This is a genomic window from Ideonella sp. (assembly GCF_044358605.1).
In the GTDB taxonomy this organism is placed as follows: Bacteria; Pseudomonadota; Gammaproteobacteria; order Burkholderiales; family Burkholderiaceae_C; genus Ideonella.
The window spans coordinates 19,859-39,167 of sequence record NZ_JBIKNQ010000054.1 but is presented as its reverse complement, the minus strand read 5'-3'; the positions used below and the strand labels follow the sequence as shown (position 1 = coordinate 39,167).

Sequence of the window (19,309 nt, the reverse complement as noted above, 5' to 3'; positions counted from 1 at the left end):
AAGCTCTCGCCGCATGAAAGTAGGCACTGTGCGTGCCCAGGCCATCGGACATGGCATTGCGCATATGGGTTTCCAGGAGCGCCGTGGCTTCCTCATAGCGCTTCATGGCCATACAGACCATGGCCTTCAGCATGGGGTTCCAAGACACCCGGTCGGCCTTGCCGATGCCCGCATTGAAGTTGACGGAGGATTCGACTTCAATCATCACGCGGCGCGCGGCCTCTGGGGCACAGCGACCAAAAGCATCTTCCAGCGCCAGCGCATCCGTCTGAAAGGTCATGCGGGTGGAGATGATGGCACCGATCATCGCGGTATCGCCATCGAGGGCTGCCAGCCTGTGGGCGGCACGGTAATAGCCTGCCGACTGGTCGGCCCGGCCCGCGTAGCTGTAAGCACGCGCCATCAATAACTCCAAGCGTGCGGAAGACCCCACGCAGAGCTCAGGCATGGACCAGATCAACTCATCGGCAAAGGAGGTCCATAGCCCATCTTGGAAATCCAGCGACGCCAGCCACACGCTCGCGTGCGCCTGAAGGCCTTGATCTCCTGCCGTGATGGCGAACTGCTTGGCCTGGGCAAACATGCCTCGGATAGACGGCGCGTGATGATCCCCTGTGTAAGTCAATACGGCTTCGGCATAGGTCGCCCAACCCTGCAAACGCGGCTCCGTCTGGCGCTTGAGCTGCGCCTTGACTTGGGCGAGCGCCATACGCGCTTCCACCATCATGCCTAAGCGGGCCATAGCCACCACCCGCTCGGCCTTCAGGCACTCACGCTCCAGCGAGGACTCCGACAGCGCAAAGGCTTGGTCCAATTGCTGCAATAGACGGGGAACCACCATCAATGCTCCTTAGCCCACCAATCGCTGCAGCGCTTCCCGATACTTCTTGGCGGTATGCGCTGTCACTTCGGCAGGCAATGCAGGGGCCGGGGCTTGCTTGTTCCAAGGCTCACCGTCCACCTGCGCTGATTCCAACCAATCCCGTACGAACTGCTTGTCGTAGCTCGGCGGGTTGGCGCCCTCTTTCCAGCCCTCCACAGGCCAGTAACGCGAGGAGTCTGGGGTCAGCACCTCGTCCATCAGGGTCAGGGTGCCCTGCTCATCCAGTCCAAATTCAAACTTGGTGTCGGCAATGATGATGCCTTTGGTCAGCGCGTAGGCCGCTGCCTCGCTGTAGAGGCGGATCGAGACATCGCGCACACGCGTGGCCAAGTCTTCACCGATGATGGACACCATCTGCGCAAACGAGATGTTCTCGTCATGATCCCCCATCTCGGCCTTGGTCGCTGGGGTGAAGATGGGCTCGGGCAGCTTGGAGGCGTTTTGCAAGCCAGCGGGCAGAGGCACGCCACAGACCTGCTTGTTCTGTTGATACTCTTTCCAGCCAGAACCCGCGAGATAACCTCGCACCACAGCCTCGACGGGCAGCGGCTTGAGCCGCTTGACCAACATGGCGCGACCCTCGACTTGGGCGCGCTCGTCGGCGGCCACCACGCTCAAAGGGTCTTCGCCGGTCAGGTGGTTGGGCACGACATGGCCCAGCTTGTCAAACCAGAACAGCGCCATCTTGGTCAACAGCGCACCCTTGCCGGGAATGGGCTCACCCATCACTACATCGAAGGCCGACAGGCGGTCTGTGGCGATCATCAGCAGCCGGTCATGGCCGACGGCATAGTTGTCACGCACCTTGCCACTGGCCAGCAGCGGGAGAGAGTGAAGGGAGCTGGTGTGCAGGGCGTTGTCCATGGCTCAGGCAAGGTCTCAAAGGCCTGAGATTGTAGGGCGCCCAAGCGGACAGCCACCTGACGCACCCTCCTCATAAAAGAGGAGGGCAGGGCCGACCCTCTCGGCCCTGCGAAACGCAGGTGCTCTCAGCGCACCTGCTGAGCCAAGGCGCCCCGGGTGTAGAGCCCAGCCATGTCGGACAAGCTCATGCCCTTGATCTTGGCGGCCTGGCCTTCGCAACCGAATTCCAGATAGCGCTGCTTGCAGATCTGCTTGGCGGCCTCACGGGCGGGCTTGAGCCACTCACGGGCGTCGAACTTGTCGGGGTTCTCGGCCAGGAACTTACGCACCGCGCCGGTCATGGCCAAGCGGATGTCGGTGTCGATGTTGATCTTGCGCACGCCGTACTTAATGGCTTGCTGGATCTCTTCGACCGGCACGCCGTAGGTCTCTTTCATCTTGCCGCCGTACTGGTTGATGATGGCCAGCAACTCTTGGGGCACCGAGGACGAACCGTGCATCACCAGATGGGTGTTGGGAATGCGGGCGTTGATGTCTTTGACACGCTGAATCGCCAGGATGTCGCCCGTGGGCTTGCGGCTGAATTTGTAGGCGCCGTGGCTGGTGCCAATGGCAATGGCCAGCGCGTCCAGCTGAGTGGCTTTCACAAACTGAGCGGCCTCTTCGGGGTCGGTCAGCATCTGGCTGTGGTCCAGCTTGCCCACGGCGCCCACGCCGTCTTCTTCACCAGCTTCGCCGGTTTCCAGGCTGCCCAGGCAACCCAGCTCGCCCTCGACGGTGGCGCCGATGCGGTGGGCCATCTCGACGACCTGACGGGTCACTTGGACGTTGTAGTCGAAGTCGGCCGGGGTCTTGCCGTCTTCCATCAGCGAGCCGTCCATCATCACCGAGCCAAAGCCCAGGTCCAGCGCGCCTTGGCAGATCTTGGGGCTGGTGCCGTGGTCTTGGTGCATCACCAAAGGGATGTGCGGGTACATCTCTGCAGCCGCTTGGATCAGGTGCTTGATGAAGGGCTCGCCCGCATACTTGCGCGCACCCGCGCTGGCTTGCAAGATGACCGGCGCGCCGACTTCATCGGCAGCCGCCATCACGGCCTGGACTTGCTCCAGGTTGTTGACGTTGAAGGCCGGAATGCCATAGCCGTTTTCGGCAGCATGGTCCAGCAGTTCGCGCATGGAAACGAGTGGCATGGGAAACCCCGAGGAAGTGAAAGAATTCGACCAACGCAGCCCGTAACCGCGCTGTAACTCCGGCAATTCTAGCGAGGGATGCCCCTCAGCAACCTTGCACTTTCACTCGCCCCCCCATATACCGCACGCTAACCAAGCCCCTTGCGCGGAACCGGCTTCGCCGGGCCGCTGCAAGAGCCCCCTTGGGGGGTAGCGACCGCCAGGGAGCTTGGGGGCACCATTTCTGGCTCAATCCACCCGGCACACCTTCAGCATATTCGTACCGCCGGGGTAACCCATGGGCTCGCCACAGGTGATGGCATAGGTGTCGCCGGGCTTCAACGCCCCCCTGGCCACCAAGATGCGCTCGGCCTCGGCCAAGGCAAGGTCGCGGTCCGTGAACGTCGGCATCAAGATAGGCCGCACATTGCGATAAAGCGCCATGCGGGACTGCGAGGTGGGCTTGGTGGTCAGGGCGAAGATAGGCACCTGGATGTTGTGGCGGCTCATCCACAGCGCCGTCGAGCCCGACTCAGTCAGGGCGATGATGGCCTTACAGCCCAAGTGGTGGGCGGTGAAGAGTGCGCCCATGGCGATAGATTGGTCGATACGGCCAAAGCGCTTGTTGGTGAAGTCGGCGTCCAGGTGCACGTCTTCCGCACGCTCCGCCTCTTGGGCGATTTGGGCCATTTGCTCCACGGTCTCGACCGGGTACTTGCCTGCGGCCGTCTCAGCGCTGAGCATCACAGCGTCCGTGCCATCCAGCACCGCATTGGCCACGTCCGAAACTTCGGCACGCGTGGGCACCGGGTTTTGGATCATGGACTCCATCATCTGAGTGGCGGTGATGGCGATCTTGTCCAACTCTCGCGCCAGCTTGATCATGCGCTTTTGCAGAGCTGGCACCGCCGCATTGCCCACTTCCACCGCCAAGTCGCCACGCGCCACCATGATGCCGTCGCTGGCACGCAAGATGGCTTCGAGGTGCGGAATGGCCTCTGAGCGCTCGATCTTGGCAATCATGCAGGGCTTGTGGCGATAGGGCTCGCCCGCCACATTGGCCAGTTGGCGCGCCATCTCCATGTCGGTGGCGTTCTTGGGGAAGCTGACCGCCAGGTAGTCGCACTGGAAGCTCATCGCCGTGCGAATGTCGTCCATGTCCTTGCCGGTCAGTGCGGGTGCCGTCAGACCGCCACCTTGCTTGTTGATGCCCTTGTTGTTGGAGAGCTCGCCGCCGATCTTCACCAAGGTGTGGACCTGCTCGCCCTGCACTCGGTCCACCGTCAGCACGATCAGGCCGTCGTTGAGCAGCAGCACATCACCGGGCTTCACATCACGCGGCAGCTCTTTGTAGTCCAGGCCCACGCCGTTGATGTCACCGGGTTCGGTGCGCGCAGCGTCCAGCACAAAGGGCATGCCGTTTTCCAGCATCACGCGCCCCTCGGCAAACTTGCCGACGCGGATCTTGGGGCCTTGCAAATCGGCCATCAGCGCAATGGGCTTGCCCACCCGCGCCGCACAGGCCCGCACCAAGTTGGCACGGTCGATATGGTCCTGCGCCTTGCCGTGGCTGAAGTTCAGGCGCACCACATCTACGCCGGCCCGCAGCAGCCGCTCCAGCACCTCGGGGTCGCTAGAGGCTGGGCCGAGGGTGGCAACGATTTTGGTGGCACGGGGCATGCAAGGAGTCTCCGAAAGTATTGCCCTTCAGGGGACTGAAGGGCTGTTGTCAGCATCCCATCATACGCAGCCCCAGCCCCTCGGGGGTTACCGTTAGGTTACCGGGGCGCCTAGGAGCGCTGCCCGCGGGCTCAGCGTTTGGCGGCAGCCGCCACATCCGCCACGGCCAAGGCCGTCATATTGACCACCCGACGCATGGTGGCCGAGGGCGTCAGCACATGAACCGGCGCCGCCGCCCCCAACAGGATGGGTCCCACCGTGACGCCATGGCTGCCCGTCACCTTCAGCACGTTGAACAAGATGTTCGCCGCGTCAATATTGGGCAGCACCAGCAGATTGGCCGAGCCCTTCAGCGTGGTCTCGGGCAGCACAGCCTGGCGGATGGTTTCAGACAGCGCCGCATCGCCATGCATCTCGCCGTCGCACTCGATGTGCGGGGCCTGCTGCACAAACAGGTTGCGGGCTGCACGCATGCGCTTGGCTGAACCCCGGCTGGAGGAGCCGTACATGGAGTGACTCAAGAACGCCACCTTGGCCGGGAAGCCAAAGCGCTGCACTTCGTCGGCGGCCATCTGCGCAATTTGGGCCAACTCGGCCGCGCTGGGTTCCTCGTTGACAAAGGTGTCGGTGATGAAGAGCGTGTGCTGCTCCAGCATCAGCGCGTTCATGGTGGCCATCACGCCGCCCTCGTGGCGCGCGCCGATCACCGTTTTGACATGCTCAAAGTGGGCATCAAAGCGACCGACCAAGCCACACAACATGGCGTCGGCATCACCACGTTTGAGCAGCATGCTGGCGATCAGGGTGTTGGAGCGGCGCAGCGCCGACTTGGCCGTCTCGGGCGAGACGCCATCGCGGCCCATCAAGCGGTGGTAGCCCTCCCAACAGTCGCGGAAGCGCGGGTCGTTTTCCGGGTCCACCACCTCGAAGTCCACGCCCGGCTTGAGGCGCAGGCCCGCGCGCTCAATGCGCATGGCAATCACCGCCGGGCGGCCCACCAAGATGGGCTTGGCCAGGCCTTCGTCCAACACCACCTGCACCGCACGCAGCACGCGCTCGTCTTCACCTTCGGCGTAGAGCACACGGGCCGGTGCGGCCTTGGCCGCCATGAAGACCGGGCGCATCAGCATGCCCGTCTGCGAGACAAAGCGGCTCAGCGACTGGCGATAGGCGTCCATGTCGGTGATGGGCCGAGTGGCCACACCACTCTCTTCGGCAGCCTTGGCGACCGCCGGGGCAATGCGCAAAATCAGCCGCGCATCAAAAGGCGTGGGGATCAGGTATTCCGGCCCGAACTTCAGCTCTTTGCCGGCGTAGGCGGCAGCCACTTCGTCCGAGGCCTCGGCCTTGGCCAGGGCGGCAATCTCGCGCACACAGGCCAGCTTCATGGCCTCGGTGATTCGGGTCGCACCGCAGTCCAGCGCGCCCCGGAAGATGTAGGGGAAGCACAGGACGTTGTTGACCTGGTTGGGGTAGTCCGAGCGCCCGGTGGCAATGATGCAGTCCGGGCGCACTTCCTTGGCCAGCTCAGGCCGAATCTCGGGCTCTGGGTTGGCCAGCGCCAGGATGATGGGCTGGCTGGCCATGGTCTTGACCATCTCGGCCGTCAGCACCCCGGCGGCCGAACAGCCCAGGAACACATCCGCCCCATCCACCACATCGGCCAGCGTTTGGGCGATGGTGTTTTGGCAATAGCGCTGTTTGGATTCATCCAGCTTGTCGCCCCGGCCTGCGCGGATCACGCCCTTGGAGTCGCAAACGAAGATATTGGACGGCTTGACGCCCAGGCCCACCATCAGGTCCAGGCAGGCAATGGCTGCGGCACCCGCACCCGACACCGCCAGCTTGACCTCGTCAATCTTCTTGCCCACCAGCTCCAAGCCATTGAGCAAGGCGGCGCCCGAGATGATGGCTGTGCCGTGCTGGTCGTCGTGGAAGACGGGGATGTTCATGCGCTCGCGCAACTGCTTCTCGATGTAGAAGCACTCGGGGGCCTTGATGTCTTCCAGGTTCACGCCGCCCAGCGTGGGCTCCATGGCGGCGATGATCTCAACCAGCTTGTCGGGGTCGTTCTCGGCCAGCTCGATGTCGAACACATCGATGCCGGCAAACTTCTTGAACAAGCAGCCCTTGCCCTCCATCACCGGCTTGCCGGCCAAGGGGCCAATATTGCCCAGGCCCAGCACCGCCGTGCCATTGGTGATCACGCCCACCAGGTTGGCGCGCGAGGTGTACTCGGCTGCCAGCGAGGGGTCTTCCTCAATCGCTAAGCAGGCATAGGCCACGCCGGGCGAATAGGCCAGGCTCAGGTCGCGCTGGTTGGACAGCGGCTTGGTGGCATTGACCGCGATCTTGCCGCGGGTGGGCGTGCGGTGATAGTCGAGGGCGGCATCGCGCAGCGCTTGCTCAGCGGCGCTCAGGTTTTTTGAGGTCATGCGGTGTGGTCTCCTTGGGAGATGGCACTGTAGGCCCGGTCGCCAAACACCCCATCCGTAAGGCCCACATCATGCTGTTTTTGCATGACCCAATGACCGACTCGTTCCAGAATCGTCAGGCCCAGAATCGCTGCTTCAGCCTCAACGCAGGGCGTTCAACCCAGTGCCAACTCAACGCCCCCGCCCCCAATGACAGGCCCAAGGTCAGGCCAAAACACAAGGGCGTGGCCATGTCAGGCCAGTGCCAGAGCAAGATTTTGTTGATGGGCCACGCGTAAAGGTAGGTGCCATACGACATATCGGGCAGCCGATTGAAGGCCTGCAGGCCGGCCCCCTGCTTGGCATAAACCAAGAGTGCATAACCCCAGCACCAGGCCGTGGCCACTTCGGCCAGTGCGTTCAAGGGCATCAACAACAACCACACCCCCAAAGCCAGCCATGCCCCGGGGCCAGACCAAACCCAGCGCGACTCAAACCGCGCGAAGCAAGCGCCAGCCGAAAAAACCATGCCGCAGCGGACCAGGTTCTCCACCATGGGTGCTGGCGGCGCCCACCAGCCCAGGCGCATCGTGATGAAGGCGGCGGCCAACACGCCGGCCAGCGCCAGCCACATCTTGGCCTGTCGAGACGGGAACACAAGCCCCAGGGCCAACACCATCAGGTAGCAGAAGAACTCGTACCGAATCGTCCACAAGGACGCATTCAGCAAGGGGTAGGGTGTGTCGGCAAACACGGGCGGCGTGGACGGCGGCGCCAGCGTGGCCCAGGTCCAGGCGTAACGCAGTGGGTTGAACTGCTCAAAGTAAGCAGGCCCGCCATAGAGGGGCCCAATCAGCAAAGCGCACACCAGCGACGCCACCGCAAAGCCGGGGAAGATGCGCAGCAGCCGCGCGGCCAAGTAGGTGCGGGCCACAGGACGCGCCATCCAGCTCTTGCTCACCAAGTAGCCGCTGAGCACGAAAAAACTGTCAACGGCCAACTCGCCGAACGACAGCGTTCCGAAAACCTGGGTCAGCAGTTCTCGCTGTCGATGGCCGTCCTGCAATTCGGGCACGTGCGACAAGATGACCATGCTGGCAAACACCAGCCTGAGCATGTTGAAGTTGTTGTGGCGCTCAGTCATTGCAGCTCGTCCATGTGGCCCTGCGGAGCACGCAGGAAGCTCTAGGGCCTGCCGAGCATGCCCTAGAGCCCTCCGCGCTCTCAGCCGGCTGCGCGCTTGCTGAGGATCTCGAAAGCCGGCAGAGTCTTGCCTTCCAACACCTCCAAGAAGGCGCCGCCGCCGGTGGAGATGTAGCCCACTTGCTTCTCAATGCCGTACTTGGCAATGGCAGCCAGGGTGTCGCCACCGCCCGCAATGCTGAAGGCGCTGCTCTGGGCAATGGCCTCGGCGATGGCCTTGGTGCCGCCTTCAAAGGCCTCGAACTCGAACACGCCCACGGGGCCATTCCAGACGATGGTGCCAGCGGCCTTCAACTGTGCCGCCAACTTGGCCGCTGTCTTGGGGCCGATGTCCAGAATCAGGTCGTCGTCGGCGACGTCCGTCGCGGCCTTGACGGTGGCTTCGGCATCCGCCGCAAAGCGCTTGGCGCAGACCACGTCTTCAGGAATCGGCACTTCAGCGCCACGGGCCTTCATGGCCGCGATGACGGCTGTGGCTTCGCCCAGCAGGTCGGGCTCGGCCAGGCTCTTGCCGATCTTCAGGCCCGCAGCCAGCATGAAGGTGTTGGCTATGCCGCCACCCACGATCAGGCCGTCCACGTTCTTGGCCAATGCTTGCAAGATGGTGAGCTTGGTGCTGACCTTGGAGCCGGCCACGATGGCGACCAAGGGGCGCTTGGGGTTGGCCAAGGCCTTGGAGATGGCGTCGATTTCGGCCGCCAGCAAGGGGCCTGCGCAGGCGATGGGGGCGAACTGGGCAATGCCGTAGGTCGAGGCCTCGGCGCGGTGGGCGGTGCCAAAGGCGTCGTGCACAAAGATGTCGCAGAGCGCCGCCATTTTCTTGGCGAGTTCTTCGTTGTTCTTCTTTTCACCCTTGTTGACGCGGCAGTTCTCCAGCATCACCACCTCGCCTGGGGCGACTTGCACGCCGTCCACCCAGTTGGCCAGCAGCTTGACCTCGCGACCCAGCAACTCGCCCATGCGCTTGGCCACCGGGGCCAGCGAATCCTCGGGCTTGAACTCGCCCTCGGTGGGGCGGCCCAGGTGGGAGGTGACCATCACGGCCGCACCGGCCTTGAGCGCCATTTCGATGCAGGGCACCGAGGCTCGCACGCGCGTGTCTTCGGTGATGTTGCCGGCGTCGTCTTGCGGCACGTTCAGGTCGGCACGGATGAACACCCGCTTGCCGGCAACTTGGCCTTGGGCCACCAGATCGGCGAATCGAATCACTTTCATGGCAATCTCCTCTTGAGGTTCAAAAACAAATCAAAAATCAGGTCCAGCCCAGGCCCAGGCGCAGCACCAGCAGCACCGTGGTGCCGCACACAATGGTGCCCAGAATGCCTTTGCGCAGCACATACCAAGCCAGGCCCGCCGCCGCGGCAAAAAGGCGTGGGTCCTGCCACGTCTGGATCAGCTGGCCTTGGGTCAGCACGGTTTCAGGCACCACGATGGCCACCAGTGCCGCCAAGGGCGCGTAACGCAGGGCGTCGCGCAGCCAATCGGGCATGGGCAGGTCGGTCTTGGGGATGAGAAAAAAGCTGCGGCACAGCACGGTGATCACTGCCAAACCCAAGATGGTGAAGAGCGCCATCCATTCATTCATGGGGAAACTCCTCGCCGGCGGCGCTGCCATTGCTCCAGGGCCAGGCCGGTGACGATGGCCGCGACAATGGCCACCACGATGTGCAGCTTCAGTGGCAAGCCATAAGAGGCCACCGCCGCCACAGCCGCCACGCCCGCCGCCGCCCAGGTGGTGGAGGTGGTCAGCAAAGAGGCGGTAATACCCAGCAGCGCCAGCACCCCGGCGTAGCCCAGGCCCCAGTGCGGTGGGATCACGTTGGCGAGCAAAATGCCCGCCACCGAGAAGGTCTGCCAGGCCACCCAGTTGGTGGCCACGCTGCCCCAAAAATAGGCCTCCTGGCCGTCGGCGGGCTCGGGGTCGGGAAAGCGCCGCTGGAAGAAGATGTAGTTCAAGTCACCCGTGAAATAGCCCAACGTCAGGCGGCGCTTCAGCGGCAAGTGGGCGAAGTAGGGCCGCAGGCCGGCGCTAAAGATCACAAAGCGCAGGTTGACGCAGGTGGCGGTGGCCCAGATCAGCCAGACAGGGGCGCCGGCGATGATCAAGGGCAGCGAGGCCAGTTGGGCGCTGCCCGCAAAAACCAGAAAGGTCATGGCCAAGGAGAGCGGTACACCCAGGCCCGACTTGACCATGGCCACCCCGGTCACCAAACCCCAGGCACCAATGCCCAGCGCTGCAGACGCCATATCGCGGGCACCGCGCTCAAACTCAGGATGATGGCGCAGGGCCAAGACAGAGGGCAGGGAATGCATCCCGCCATTGTCCTATGACGCGCAGCGCTCACGGCTGCAACATCGCGACAGGAGCGCTGAAGGCCGCAGGCCACGGCCCCGTTGGAGCGCCTCAGTGGGCCGCTTTGCTGGCGGACTTAGGCGTGGATTTGTCAGCGGACTTGTCGTCCGCTTTGTCGGCAGCCTTGTCGTCGCCGGCCGCCTGCCCGTCGGAGGCCGCACCGTGGCCATCGCCCTCTTCGCCGTCAACGGGCGGCTTAGGCTTGGGCTTGGGCGGGTCGCGCGGCACCACCGGAATGACCGGCTCCAGCTTGTTCTCGCGCATGTAGTCGTCCATTTCTCGCCAGCCGGTGTACATGGCGGCTTTGTCCGACTTTTTGTTCAGCGTGTAGCAGTCTTCTATGGCTCGCCCGGCGTGGCGGCAGGCGGCCCCCAAGGCCTTGCCCTCGGCGTTGCGTTTTTCAGCGACCACAGTGGCCGACTCAATGCCCAGCATGTCGCAACCACCCAAGGTCAGGGCAGAGGCCAGCAGAGCAAGCGACAAGAGAGGTGAACGCATGGCGGTGAACCAGAGAGCCGAAGGACGTGGCACCGTGAGGGTGCCTCTGAGGTCTTATCGGCCACAGGCAGCTGCCGCTTGAGGGAGCGATGCGCCCTGCCCTGCAACAGCTGGTGACGGCGAACCGCCGCTCAGCGCCCCATGCTCTGCGCCATGGCCAAGAGGCGCTCGACGCGTTCTTCGGTGGCCGGGTGCGTAGAGAACAAGCCGCGCAGCCCGCCACCCGACAGCGGGTTCATGATCATCATCTGCGCCGTCTCTGGGTGGCGCTCGGTGGCCTCCAGGGGCACACCCTGGGCCACGCGTTGGATTTTTTGGAGGGCGGACGCCAAGGCTGCGGGGTCGCCCGAGATCTCGGCCCCGCCACGGTCGGCCTCAAACTCGCGCGCGCGGCTGATGGCCATTTGAATGACGCTGGCAGCCAAAGGCGCCAGGAACATCACCAAGATGGACACAAGGGGGTTGGCCGGTCGGCCTTCGCTGTCGCGGCCGCCCAACATCATGCCGAAGTTGGCCAGCATGGAGATGGCACCGGCCATGGTGGCGCTGATGGTGGAGATCAGGATGTCGCGGTTCTTCACATGGGCCAGTTCGTGGGCCATGACGCCGCGCAGCTCGCGCTCGTTGAGCACCCGCAACATGCCGGTGGTGGCCGCCACCGCCGCGTTCTCGGGGTTGCGGCCGGTGGCAAAGGCATTGGGCGCTTGCTCGTTGATCAGGTAGACGCGCGGCATGGGCATCTGCGCCCGCTCGGCCAGCTCTTGCACCATGCGATAGAACTGCGGCGCGCTCTGGGCATCGACCTCCTGCGCGTTGTACATGCGCAGCACCATCTTGTCCGAGAACCAGTAGCTGTAGAAGTTCATGCCCACCGCCACCGCGAGCGCGATCATCATGCCCGTCTGGCCCCCCAGCAACTGGCCGATGACCATGAACAGCGCGGTGATGGCCGCCATCAGGATGGCGGTTTTCATCAGATTGAACATGCCGAGAACTCCTTGGAGATACGTGGGCATGGAGGAGCCCACCACCTATTGAGATGCGGGCGAACCCGCAAAGTTCAATCCGCCTGCCGCAGCGACTGGCCCGCCAAACCGGGGCGCCCCTGCAAGAAGGCGGCAATCGGCCCGCGCCGGCCGCCAGGGCGCTGCACCTGCTGCAGCGCCAGCGCGCCTTGGCCGCAGGCCACAATGAAGCGGTCGCCTTGGGCGTCCAACACCTGACCGGGCTGGCCGTGCAAGCCGGGCAGCACCGTCGCTTGCCAGACTTTGACGGACTCCCCAGCGCAGTCAAAACTCACCCCAGGGAAGGGGTCAAACGCTCGGATGCGGCGGGCGATCACCTCGGCTGGCTGTGTCCAATCCAGCGCGGCTTCTGACTTTTCGATCTTGTGCGCGTAGGTGATGCCTTCGCTGGGTTGCGGCGTGGTGGCCAAAGGCCCGGCCCGCAACTGCTGCAAGGCCACCACCACCATGCGCCCGCCCATGGCCGCTAACTCGTCATGCAAGCTGGCTGTGGTGTGTTGGGCCTGGATGTCCAGGCGCTCCATGGCCAGCATGGCCCCGGTGTCCAGGCCTTCATCCATCTGCATCAGGGTGATGCCGGTTTGGGCGTCACCGGCTTCGATCGCACGGTGGATGGGCGCCGCACCGCGCCAGCGCGGCAGCAGCGAGGCATGGATGTTGAGGCAACCGCAGCGCGGCAGCTCCAACACCCAGGCCGGCAAGATCAGGCCATAGGCGGCCACCACCAGCACATCGGGCACCGCCGCTTGCAGGGCCTGCTGAGCGGCCAAGGCGTCCTCGGGGTACTTGCCGTCCAGACGCAAACTGCGCGGCTGAGCCACCGGCACGCCCCATTCCAGCGCCGCCTGCTTGACGGGCGAGGCCTGCAGCTTCATGCCGCGGCCCGCTGGCCGGTCGGGCTGGGTCAGCACCAAGGGCACCTCAAACCCTGCGGCATGGATGGCCTTCAAAGCCACTGCCGCAAACTCCGGCGTGCCTGCAAAAGCAACCCGTAACGCAGGGCCCGCAGCAGCCACGCTCATGGCTTTTGCTCGTCGCGGGTGCGCTTGATCATCTTGACCTTGATGCGCTCGCGCTTGAGCAGGCTGAGGTATTCGACAAACACTTTGCCGCGCAAATGGTCCATCTCGTGCTGCACGCAGACCGAGGCCAAGCCTTCGGCGTCAAACTGAAAGGGCTTGCCGTTGCGATCCAGTGCTTTGACCGTCACCCGGGCATGCCGCTCAACTTTGTCGTAAATGGTGGGCACCGAGAGGCAGCCTTCGTCGCCCAACATCATCTCGTCGCTCACCGCGATCAACTCGGGGTTGATCAAGACCAAGGGTTGATCGTGGTCCTCAGAGGTGTCCATCACGATGAGGCGCTCATGCACATCGACCTGGGTGGCGGCCAGGCCCACCCCCTCAGCGGCGTACATGGTTTCCAGCATGTCGGCGGCCAATGTGCGAATTCGGTCATCGACCTGGGCAATGGGTGCGGCCACCTTGTGCAGGCGGGGATCGGGATAGCGGAGAATGTTCAGAAGAGCCATGAATCAGCACGGTTGCGGCCTGGCAAGGCCTGGGCAGGATGTTGAGGCGACACAACGAGCGGGTGTTATCCCGGTCAAAGACGCGAATGGTTTCTCATTGGCGACCCTTGTTTCATTGCGGCATCAAGGCTTTAGGGGCAGAATTTGCGGAGCTTTCTCAGCATTTCAGCGGGTGGTTATGTGCACACCCCGTCAAGAATCGCACCGGGGTCCACACCCGGAATTGTTGCACTGCCCAGAATTTCCGGCTCATTGCCCGGGAGCGACACACCATGAGCCGATTCAATCACCGTCCACCTTTTGCCTTTTCGCTGGGCCTCAGCGCTGTGTTGGCGCTGTTCGCAGTCTGCACTCCAGCCCTGGCGCAAGGCGTCTCCGCACAGCAGCAGGCGACCGCAGACAAGGTTGCCGAAGCGGGCATTCCGCTGTCCGAGTTGGCCGCCAATGCCCCCGACAGCTACACGGTCAAGCGTGGCGACACGCTGTGGGACATCTCCAAGCTGTTCCTGAAGTCGCCCTGGCGCTGGCCCGAGTTGTGGGGCATGAACAAGGCTGCCGTCCGCAACCCTCACCTGATTTACCCAGGGCAGATTTTGGTGTTAGAGCGCACCGCAGACGGTAAAGCCGTGTTGCGCATGGGCCGCCAAGTCGGTGGCCCCGGGAGCGCAGGCGCTGAAGCAGGCGTCACCAAGCTCAGCCCCAGCATTCGTGCCGAGCCCTTGACCCTGGGGGCGATTGCCTCTGTCCCCATGCACTTGATCGGCCCCTTCCTGACGGATGCGGTGGTGTTTGACGGCAATGAGCTGGAGTCTGCTCCCCGAGTGGTGGCCACCCAGGCCGGTCGGATGCTGGTCTCCAAGGGCGAAGTGGCTTACGTCCGTGGCGACGTAGACGCCGCACGCAACTGGCAGATGTTCCGCACGCCCAAGCCCTTGCGTGACCCGCAAACTGGCCGTGTGCTGGGCTATGAGGCTCGTCACGTCGGGGTGGCCGAGGTCATTCGCCGTGGTGAGGCGACTGCGGGTACGGGCCTAGGCTCTGGAGGCAAGGACTTGGTCGTGCCGCACAGCATTCGGGTCACCAGCCTGCGCGAAGAGGCCGATGTCGGCGTGCGCTTGGCCCCGCTGCCGGCCCGCGACACTGAGGCTTTTGCGCCGCACAGCCCCAATGCGTCAGTTGAGGGCCGCGTCGTCTCGATCTATGGCGACGGTCAAGTGGCCGGCCAAAACCAAATCGTCGCCATCAACCGAGGTGCCCAAGACGGAATGGAGCGCGGCCATGTGTTGGCGCTTTGGGCCAAGGGCGGCATCAAGCGCGACTCGACCACCGGCGACCGCGCGACGCTGGCCATCCCTGATGAACGCCACGGTACCTTGTTTGTGTTCCGCGTGTTCGAGCGCGTCTCCTACGCCCTGATCCTGCAGGCTGAGCAGCCCGTGCAGGCCGGCGATCGCTTCAGCCAGCCCTGAGGACGCTGACAGACCATGGCCGACGGCAAAGAGCTGGAAGCCTGGTTGTGCTTGACCCCACGCGCGGGCCTGGGGGCTGCGGCCGTGCGACGCTTGCTGGCGGCCTTTGGGTCGCCTCAGGCCGTCTTGGACGCAGGCCCCGGCGCCTGGCGTGAGGTCGGCGGCGCCGAAGCCGCCAAGGCCTTGGCCCAGCCCAGCGATTTGGCGCAGCAGATGGTTGAGCAAGGCCTGCAGTGGCAGGCCAGCACCGCCGGGGCTCATGTCATTGCACTGGGCGAGGCGGCCTATCCTTCGACCTTGTTGCAAACGGCTGATCCTCCATTTTTGCTTTTTTGCCGCGGCAACATCGGCTTGCTACAGCAACCCTGCTTGGCCATCGTCGGCAGTCGCCATGCCACCGCCCAGGGTGTTGAAAACGCCAGGGCCTTTGCCAAGCACCTCAGCGATGCCGGTCTGTGCATCGTTTCTGGCTTGGCGGCTGGCATTGATGGGGCCGCTCACGAGGGCGGTTTGAGTGGGCACGGAAGCACCATCGCGGTGATGGGCACCGGGCCAGAGCAGTTGTACCCGCGCCGGCATCAAAAGCTTGGCGAGCGCATTGCCCTGGAAGGCTTGTTGCTGACCGAGTTTGCGCCGGGTACACCGCCCTTGCCCATCAATTTCCCGCAGCGCAATCGCATCATTGCAGGCTTGTCCTTGGGAACATTGGTGGTGGAGGCTGCCGTTCAATCGGGCTCGCTGATCACTGCGCGCATGGCCTCCGAGTGTGGGCGGGAGGTGTTCGCCATTCCCGGCTCCATTCATTCGCCCGTGGCCAAAGGCTGCCATCGCCTGATACAGCAGGGCGCTAAGCTGGTCGAGACCGGTGAAGATATTCTGCAGGAGTTGCGTGCCCAGACAGCGCTGCTGGCGCAGACCCCACAACGCTCGGCAAGGGCCGCAGCACCACAGACAAGGAGCCCTGAGCCCACCGACCCCTTGCTCGTGGCTTTGGGGCAGGACCCGATGTCGCTGGATGCGCTGGTCGCGCGTACCGGTTGGCCCGCCGCCACTCTTTCGGCTCAGCTCTTGGCCTTGGAGCTGTCTGGCTTGGTGGCCAGGCTTCCCGGCGGCTACTTTCAACGCTGCGGCCAGGCCTGAGATCTCGCTTGGCCCGAAGGCTGGCGGCCTCGGGTATAGTGGGCCGCATCATGTTTGAAGTTCTGGTCTACCTGTACGAAAACTACTGGCGACCTGACGCCTGCCCCGAGCCCGATCAACTCACCCGCAAGCTGTCCGCTGTGGGGTTTGAGTCTGACGACATTCAGGAGGCGCTGAGCTGGTTGTCGGGCCTGCACGGGCATGCTCAATCGCGCGCCTTGTTGGACGAATCATCGTCGCGCAGCCTGCGCCTCTACGCGCCCCAAGAGCAAGAGCAGTTGGGCGTGGAATGCATCGCCTTCATCAGCTTCTTGGAGTCTGCCGGTGTGCTCACCCCCGCGCTGCGTGAGTTTGTGATCGACCGCGCATGGGCTGCGGGCACAGGCCCACTCGATCTGGATGACCTGAAGATCATCGTCCTGATGGTGTTTTGGAGCTTGGGCGAAGAGCCCGACGCGTTGATCTTGGACGAACTGTTTGTCGCCCCGGAAGATCGTCTGATTCACTGAAGTCAGTGAAGACTGCCCCTGCGCAAGGGCACGGAGCAAGTGCGGCTCGCCCCATCAGCCCAGCAGGCCATTAGCCCAGCAGGCGTGCCGGGTCTGCATTGATCTTGCTGATGGCGCTGCGGGTGGCGGCCGTGGTCAGCGACTCCTCTTGAGCCGGAATCAGCAAGCCAGCCTGCAAGAAGGCCGCCAAGCGTGCCTTCTGGAACAGCACACAGCGGCCGTTGGCGCCATTGAACAAGGTGAGCTGCTTGCTCATACCCTGCCAGACCAGACGCACACGCTCTTGGCGACCACGGTAGTCGAGCAGGAAGGATTCACCGGGCTGGAGTCGCTCGGCCATCTCCAGCATTTGCGGCCCAGGCATGGAGCCGCCATCGCTGACCACTTCCAAGCCTTCTTGTTCGTGGCTGGCTTCGTCCAGTACCCACGACTCATCCAACTCGAAGTCTTCGTCGGGCAGCAGCTCTTCAATGGTTTCCAGGCGCCGCTTGAGCGCTTCGAGTTGCTCGTCGCTGATGCTCACGGCACGCGCACCAAAGGCGGCCGCCAGTGCCAAATTCAGGCTCTTGAGGGATTCGTCTTGGCGCTGTGTGGACAGCCCTGCGGACGTCATGCCCTGACGTAAGGTGGCCAACAGGGGCGGCAGACGACGGATGACCTCGCCGCGCTCTTCGCGCGTGGTCTTGGCGCCCGCCGTCCAGAGCAGCTCGGTGGCAGCGCTGCGGACGCGCCGCACTTCTTCGCTTTGCGCACCGTGGCGCACCGCAGAGGTCGCCAGCACATCAGCCCAGATGTGGAAGAGGAAATCGCGCACACCATCTTGCACCGGCACGTCGCTGAGCATTTTGCGCAGCTCAATGGTGTACTGGATGGCGAGTGTTTCGCGCTGCTCGACCTGCTCAGCCAAGGACACGGCAAAGCGGGTGGTGTCGTTGTGGTCGCGGAAGTAGGCTTCCAGGAACTTCTCGAACTCGTTGAGCACAGTTTGGAAGACTCTGCGCCCGGTATCCGGAAAGGCCTCAACCACTTGCACCACACGGCGAATCTCGGTCTCCAGGGGGGAGCCGATCACGTCGGCATCGCCCTCAAAGCCCATCACACAGGCGCCCATGCGGTCGATCAGGCGCCGCGCGGGGTGTTCTTCGCTGGAAAAGAAGTCAGGCTCGGCAATGGCGACCCGCAAGGTGGGCATCTGCAGGCGCGCAAACCAGACCCGCAAGGAAGCAGGCAAGCGATCTTCCGTCAGGATGGCTTGGAACAGCAAGGCCACCAATTCAATGGTTGCGCGCTCGGCAGGAGAAGAGGCCGCCTGCTTGAGGTCGGCATGGCGCTCGCGGATGTTGCGCAGCAATGCCGACGGTGTTGGGTCGGTATGGGTGTCGCTGGCAGGCAACTCGACTTGGTGCGCCACCCGAGCCTGCACTTGCTCCATGGCCTGTGCCAGGCGCTGCGACGGCGCTCTGGGGCTGGAGGTGTCCTTGAAGCCAGGGAGATGGCGCTCCATCATCGCGCTGAAATGAGCCCCCACCGGGCTTGGCTCGCCCCAGTGCGCAGGGGCCGGCCGGGTCAGCATCCGGGTTTCTTCGTCCAAGTTAGGCAGGCGCCCAGCAGCAGCGGCCCCTCGGGAGGCTGCTGCCGTGTAGCCGCCTGCGCCCCCCGCAGCACCGCCACCTAGCGCCGAGGATTGGGCCGGATCAAAGGTGCCCGTGGCATAGGGAGAAGTGGCACCGCCATAGGTGCCCGTGGCATAGGGAGACGATGCACCGCCATAGGTGCCTGTCGCGTAAGGTGCGCCCGTTTGAGTCCCGTAAGGACCGACGCTGGTGGACATGCCGGTGCCTGGGCCATCGGCCAGACCGTCAAGTTGCGGCCGGCCGCTGGTATGGCCTTCAGACCTGCGAATGAAAGGCCGCAGATCAACCTGTGGCAGAACGCCACGCTCGACCAACCAGGCGTTGGTCTCGTGGTACGCCTCCAGCAGCAGTTGGCCGCAGGCCTTGTGCATGTCTTGTTCAAGCGCCTGCCAAGTCTTGAGGCTCAGACCAACGGCCATCCAGGACTTCACCAGCAAACGGGCAATGTTCTGCGCTTTGAAGACATCGGTGTCGTTGAGGTCCTCGCGCTGGCTGACCTTGACCAGCCGAGCCCGTAAGTCGGTGTACTCCCAGGTCGTCACATCCTGCAGTGCCAGCGATAAGCGCGACATGATGATGTCGCGATCGACGGTCTCGTCATCCACCAGTGAAAGATCGACTCGAACCGCTAGCGATGAGACCAAGGCTGTGGCGGTTGAACTGAGTGAGTCCCCAGCGCTGACACGCTCGCGCAAATCCTCGCCCAACTGCGCTGGCCATGAGCCCGCGTGACGCTGGATGTCTTGAAACATATCTCGGCGCGCTTGCGCCACCGAGCGTTCTGCGGTCAGCTCCACCAGCTTGCGGGCACTATCGACGGCAGCATCCAGCAAGGCCTGGGCGTCCTTCACGAATTGCTCCGCGAAGAACAGCCTAGCCTGGTCGATGATTCCGCCCGGTGAAGCGTGCCCTGCCATGTCTGCTGGATTGAAGAATA

Annotated in this window: 17 protein-coding genes; 3 read left to right on the top strand and 14 right to left on the bottom strand. The window is 63.7% G+C overall.

Annotated features, from left to right (window positions below; translation table 11 throughout):
• From ACIQ3Q_RS17425 to def, 13 genes are all read right to left on the bottom strand, one after another.
• The coding region (locus tag ACIQ3Q_RS17425) for a hypothetical protein (RefSeq protein ID WP_396270442.1) at positions 1-841 on the bottom strand (841 nt) is incomplete at its 3' end.
• A 9-nt stretch (positions 842-850) separates the two neighbouring features.
• Complete coding sequence (locus ACIQ3Q_RS17420) at positions 851-1,747, bottom strand: phosphoribosylaminoimidazolesuccinocarboxamide synthase (RefSeq protein WP_396270441.1); 897 nt, start codon at positions 1,745-1,747, stop codon at positions 851-853.
• A 125-nt stretch (positions 1,748-1,872) separates the two neighbouring features.
• Positions 1,873-2,937 (bottom strand): class II fructose-bisphosphate aldolase, encoded by a 1,065-nt coding sequence (fba, locus tag ACIQ3Q_RS17415; protein ID WP_396270440.1) that lies wholly within the window; start codon positions 2,935-2,937, stop codon positions 1,873-1,875.
• Between the two features lie 228 nt (positions 2,938-3,165).
• Complete coding sequence (gene pyk / locus ACIQ3Q_RS17410; protein WP_396270439.1) at positions 3,166-4,596, bottom strand: pyruvate kinase; 1,431 nt, start codon at positions 4,594-4,596, stop codon at positions 3,166-3,168.
• Between the two features lie 131 nt (positions 4,597-4,727).
• On the bottom strand, positions 4,728-7,031 hold the full coding sequence (locus ACIQ3Q_RS17405) for an NADP-dependent malic enzyme (RefSeq protein WP_396270438.1): 2,304 nt from the start codon (positions 7,029-7,031) through the stop codon (positions 4,728-4,730).
• Positions 7,032-7,146: 115 nt separating this feature from the next.
• Complete coding sequence (locus ACIQ3Q_RS17400; protein WP_396270437.1) at positions 7,147-8,154, bottom strand: acyltransferase family protein; 1,008 nt, start codon at positions 8,152-8,154, stop codon at positions 7,147-7,149.
• Positions 8,155-8,234: 80 nt separating this feature from the next.
• On the bottom strand, positions 8,235-9,428 hold the full coding sequence (locus ACIQ3Q_RS17395; protein WP_396270436.1) for a phosphoglycerate kinase: 1,194 nt from the start codon (positions 9,426-9,428) through the stop codon (positions 8,235-8,237).
• A 37-nt stretch (positions 9,429-9,465) separates the two neighbouring features.
• Positions 9,466-9,798, bottom strand: a complete 333-nt coding sequence (locus ACIQ3Q_RS17390; protein WP_396270435.1) for an AzlD domain-containing protein — start codon at positions 9,796-9,798, stop codon at positions 9,466-9,468.
• Positions 9,795-10,526, bottom strand: a complete 732-nt coding sequence (locus tag ACIQ3Q_RS17385) for an AzlC family ABC transporter permease (protein ID WP_396270434.1) — start codon at positions 10,524-10,526, stop codon at positions 9,795-9,797. The genes ACIQ3Q_RS17390 and ACIQ3Q_RS17385 overlap by 4 nt, the downstream gene beginning before the upstream one ends.
• Positions 10,527-10,617: 91 nt before the next feature.
• On the bottom strand, positions 10,618-11,064 hold the full coding sequence (locus ACIQ3Q_RS17380; protein ID WP_396270433.1) for a hypothetical protein: 447 nt from the start codon (positions 11,062-11,064) through the stop codon (positions 10,618-10,620).
• A 131-nt stretch (positions 11,065-11,195) separates the two neighbouring features.
• A complete protein-coding gene (gene htpX, locus ACIQ3Q_RS17375; RefSeq protein WP_396270432.1) occupies positions 11,196-12,050 on the bottom strand; it encodes a zinc metalloprotease HtpX in 855 nt (284 codons plus the stop codon).
• Positions 12,051-12,124: 74 nt separating this feature from the next.
• Positions 12,125-13,111, bottom strand: a complete 987-nt coding sequence (fmt, locus tag ACIQ3Q_RS17370; RefSeq protein WP_396270431.1) for a methionyl-tRNA formyltransferase — start codon at positions 13,109-13,111, stop codon at positions 12,125-12,127.
• Complete coding sequence (gene def / locus ACIQ3Q_RS17365; RefSeq protein WP_396270430.1) at positions 13,108-13,620, bottom strand: peptide deformylase; 513 nt, start codon at positions 13,618-13,620, stop codon at positions 13,108-13,110. Before def ends, fmt begins: the two co-directional genes overlap by 4 nt.
• 272 nt (positions 13,621-13,892) lie before the next feature.
• Between def and ACIQ3Q_RS17360 the strand changes: the two genes are divergently transcribed.
• From ACIQ3Q_RS17360 to ACIQ3Q_RS17350, 3 genes are read left to right on the top strand one after another with little or no spacing between them, the layout of a single operon-like run.
• Positions 13,893-15,089 (top strand): LysM peptidoglycan-binding domain-containing protein, encoded by a 1,197-nt coding sequence (locus ACIQ3Q_RS17360; RefSeq protein WP_396270429.1) that lies wholly within the window; start codon positions 13,893-13,895, stop codon positions 15,087-15,089.
• 15 nt (positions 15,090-15,104) lie between these two features.
• Complete coding sequence (dprA, locus tag ACIQ3Q_RS17355; protein ID WP_396270428.1) at positions 15,105-16,229, top strand: DNA-processing protein DprA; 1,125 nt, start codon at positions 15,105-15,107, stop codon at positions 16,227-16,229.
• Positions 16,230-16,279: 50 nt separating this feature from the next.
• Complete coding sequence (locus ACIQ3Q_RS17350) at positions 16,280-16,738, top strand: DUF494 family protein (RefSeq protein ID WP_396270427.1); 459 nt, start codon at positions 16,280-16,282, stop codon at positions 16,736-16,738.
• A gap of 70 nt (positions 16,739-16,808) precedes the next feature.
• On the opposite strand, the gene ACIQ3Q_RS17345 is transcribed toward ACIQ3Q_RS17350, so the two are convergent.
• Complete coding sequence (locus ACIQ3Q_RS17345; RefSeq protein ID WP_396270426.1) at positions 16,809-19,289, bottom strand: DUF1631 family protein; 2,481 nt, start codon at positions 19,287-19,289, stop codon at positions 16,809-16,811.
• Positions 19,290-19,309 lie beyond the last annotated feature (20 nt).

Bases quoted from the DNA above. Each gene is read 5' to 3' on its own strand.
- ACIQ3Q_RS17420 (WP_396270441.1), bottom strand. From the start codon at position 1,747: ATGGACAACGCCCTGCACACCAGCTCCCTTCACTCTCTCCCGCTGCTG.
- fba (WP_396270440.1), bottom strand. From the start codon at position 2,937: ATGCCACTCGTTTCCATGCGCGAACTGCTGGACCATGCTGCCGAAAAC.
- pyk (WP_396270439.1), bottom strand. From the start codon at position 4,596: ATGCCCCGTGCCACCAAAATCGTTGCCACCCTCGGCCCAGCCTCTAGC.
- ACIQ3Q_RS17405 (WP_396270438.1), bottom strand. From the start codon at position 7,031: ATGACCTCAAAAAACCTGAGCGCCGCTGAGCAAGCGCTGCGCGATGCC.
- ACIQ3Q_RS17400 (WP_396270437.1), bottom strand. From the start codon at position 8,154: ATGACTGAGCGCCACAACAACTTCAACATGCTCAGGCTGGTGTTTGCC.
- ACIQ3Q_RS17395 (WP_396270436.1), bottom strand. From the start codon at position 9,428: ATGAAAGTGATTCGATTCGCCGATCTGGTGGCCCAAGGCCAAGTTGCC.
- ACIQ3Q_RS17390 (WP_396270435.1), bottom strand. From the start codon at position 9,798: ATGAATGAATGGATGGCGCTCTTCACCATCTTGGGTTTGGCAGTGATC.
- ACIQ3Q_RS17385 (WP_396270434.1), bottom strand. From the start codon at position 10,526: ATGCATTCCCTGCCCTCTGTCTTGGCCCTGCGCCATCATCCTGAGTTT.
- ACIQ3Q_RS17380 (WP_396270433.1), bottom strand. From the start codon at position 11,064: ATGCGTTCACCTCTCTTGTCGCTTGCTCTGCTGGCCTCTGCCCTGACC.
- htpX (WP_396270432.1), bottom strand. From the start codon at position 12,050: ATGTTCAATCTGATGAAAACCGCCATCCTGATGGCGGCCATCACCGCG.
- fmt (WP_396270431.1), bottom strand. From the start codon at position 13,111: ATGAGCGTGGCTGCTGCGGGCCCTGCGTTACGGGTTGCTTTTGCAGGC.
- def (WP_396270430.1), bottom strand. From the start codon at position 13,620: ATGGCTCTTCTGAACATTCTCCGCTATCCCGATCCCCGCCTGCACAAG.
- ACIQ3Q_RS17360 (WP_396270429.1), top strand. From the start codon at position 13,893: ATGAGCCGATTCAATCACCGTCCACCTTTTGCCTTTTCGCTGGGCCTC.
- dprA (WP_396270428.1), top strand. From the start codon at position 15,105: ATGGCCGACGGCAAAGAGCTGGAAGCCTGGTTGTGCTTGACCCCACGC.
- ACIQ3Q_RS17350 (WP_396270427.1), top strand. From the start codon at position 16,280: ATGTTTGAAGTTCTGGTCTACCTGTACGAAAACTACTGGCGACCTGAC.
- ACIQ3Q_RS17345 (WP_396270426.1), bottom strand. From the start codon at position 19,289: ATGGCAGGGCACGCTTCACCGGGCGGAATCATCGACCAGGCTAGGCTG.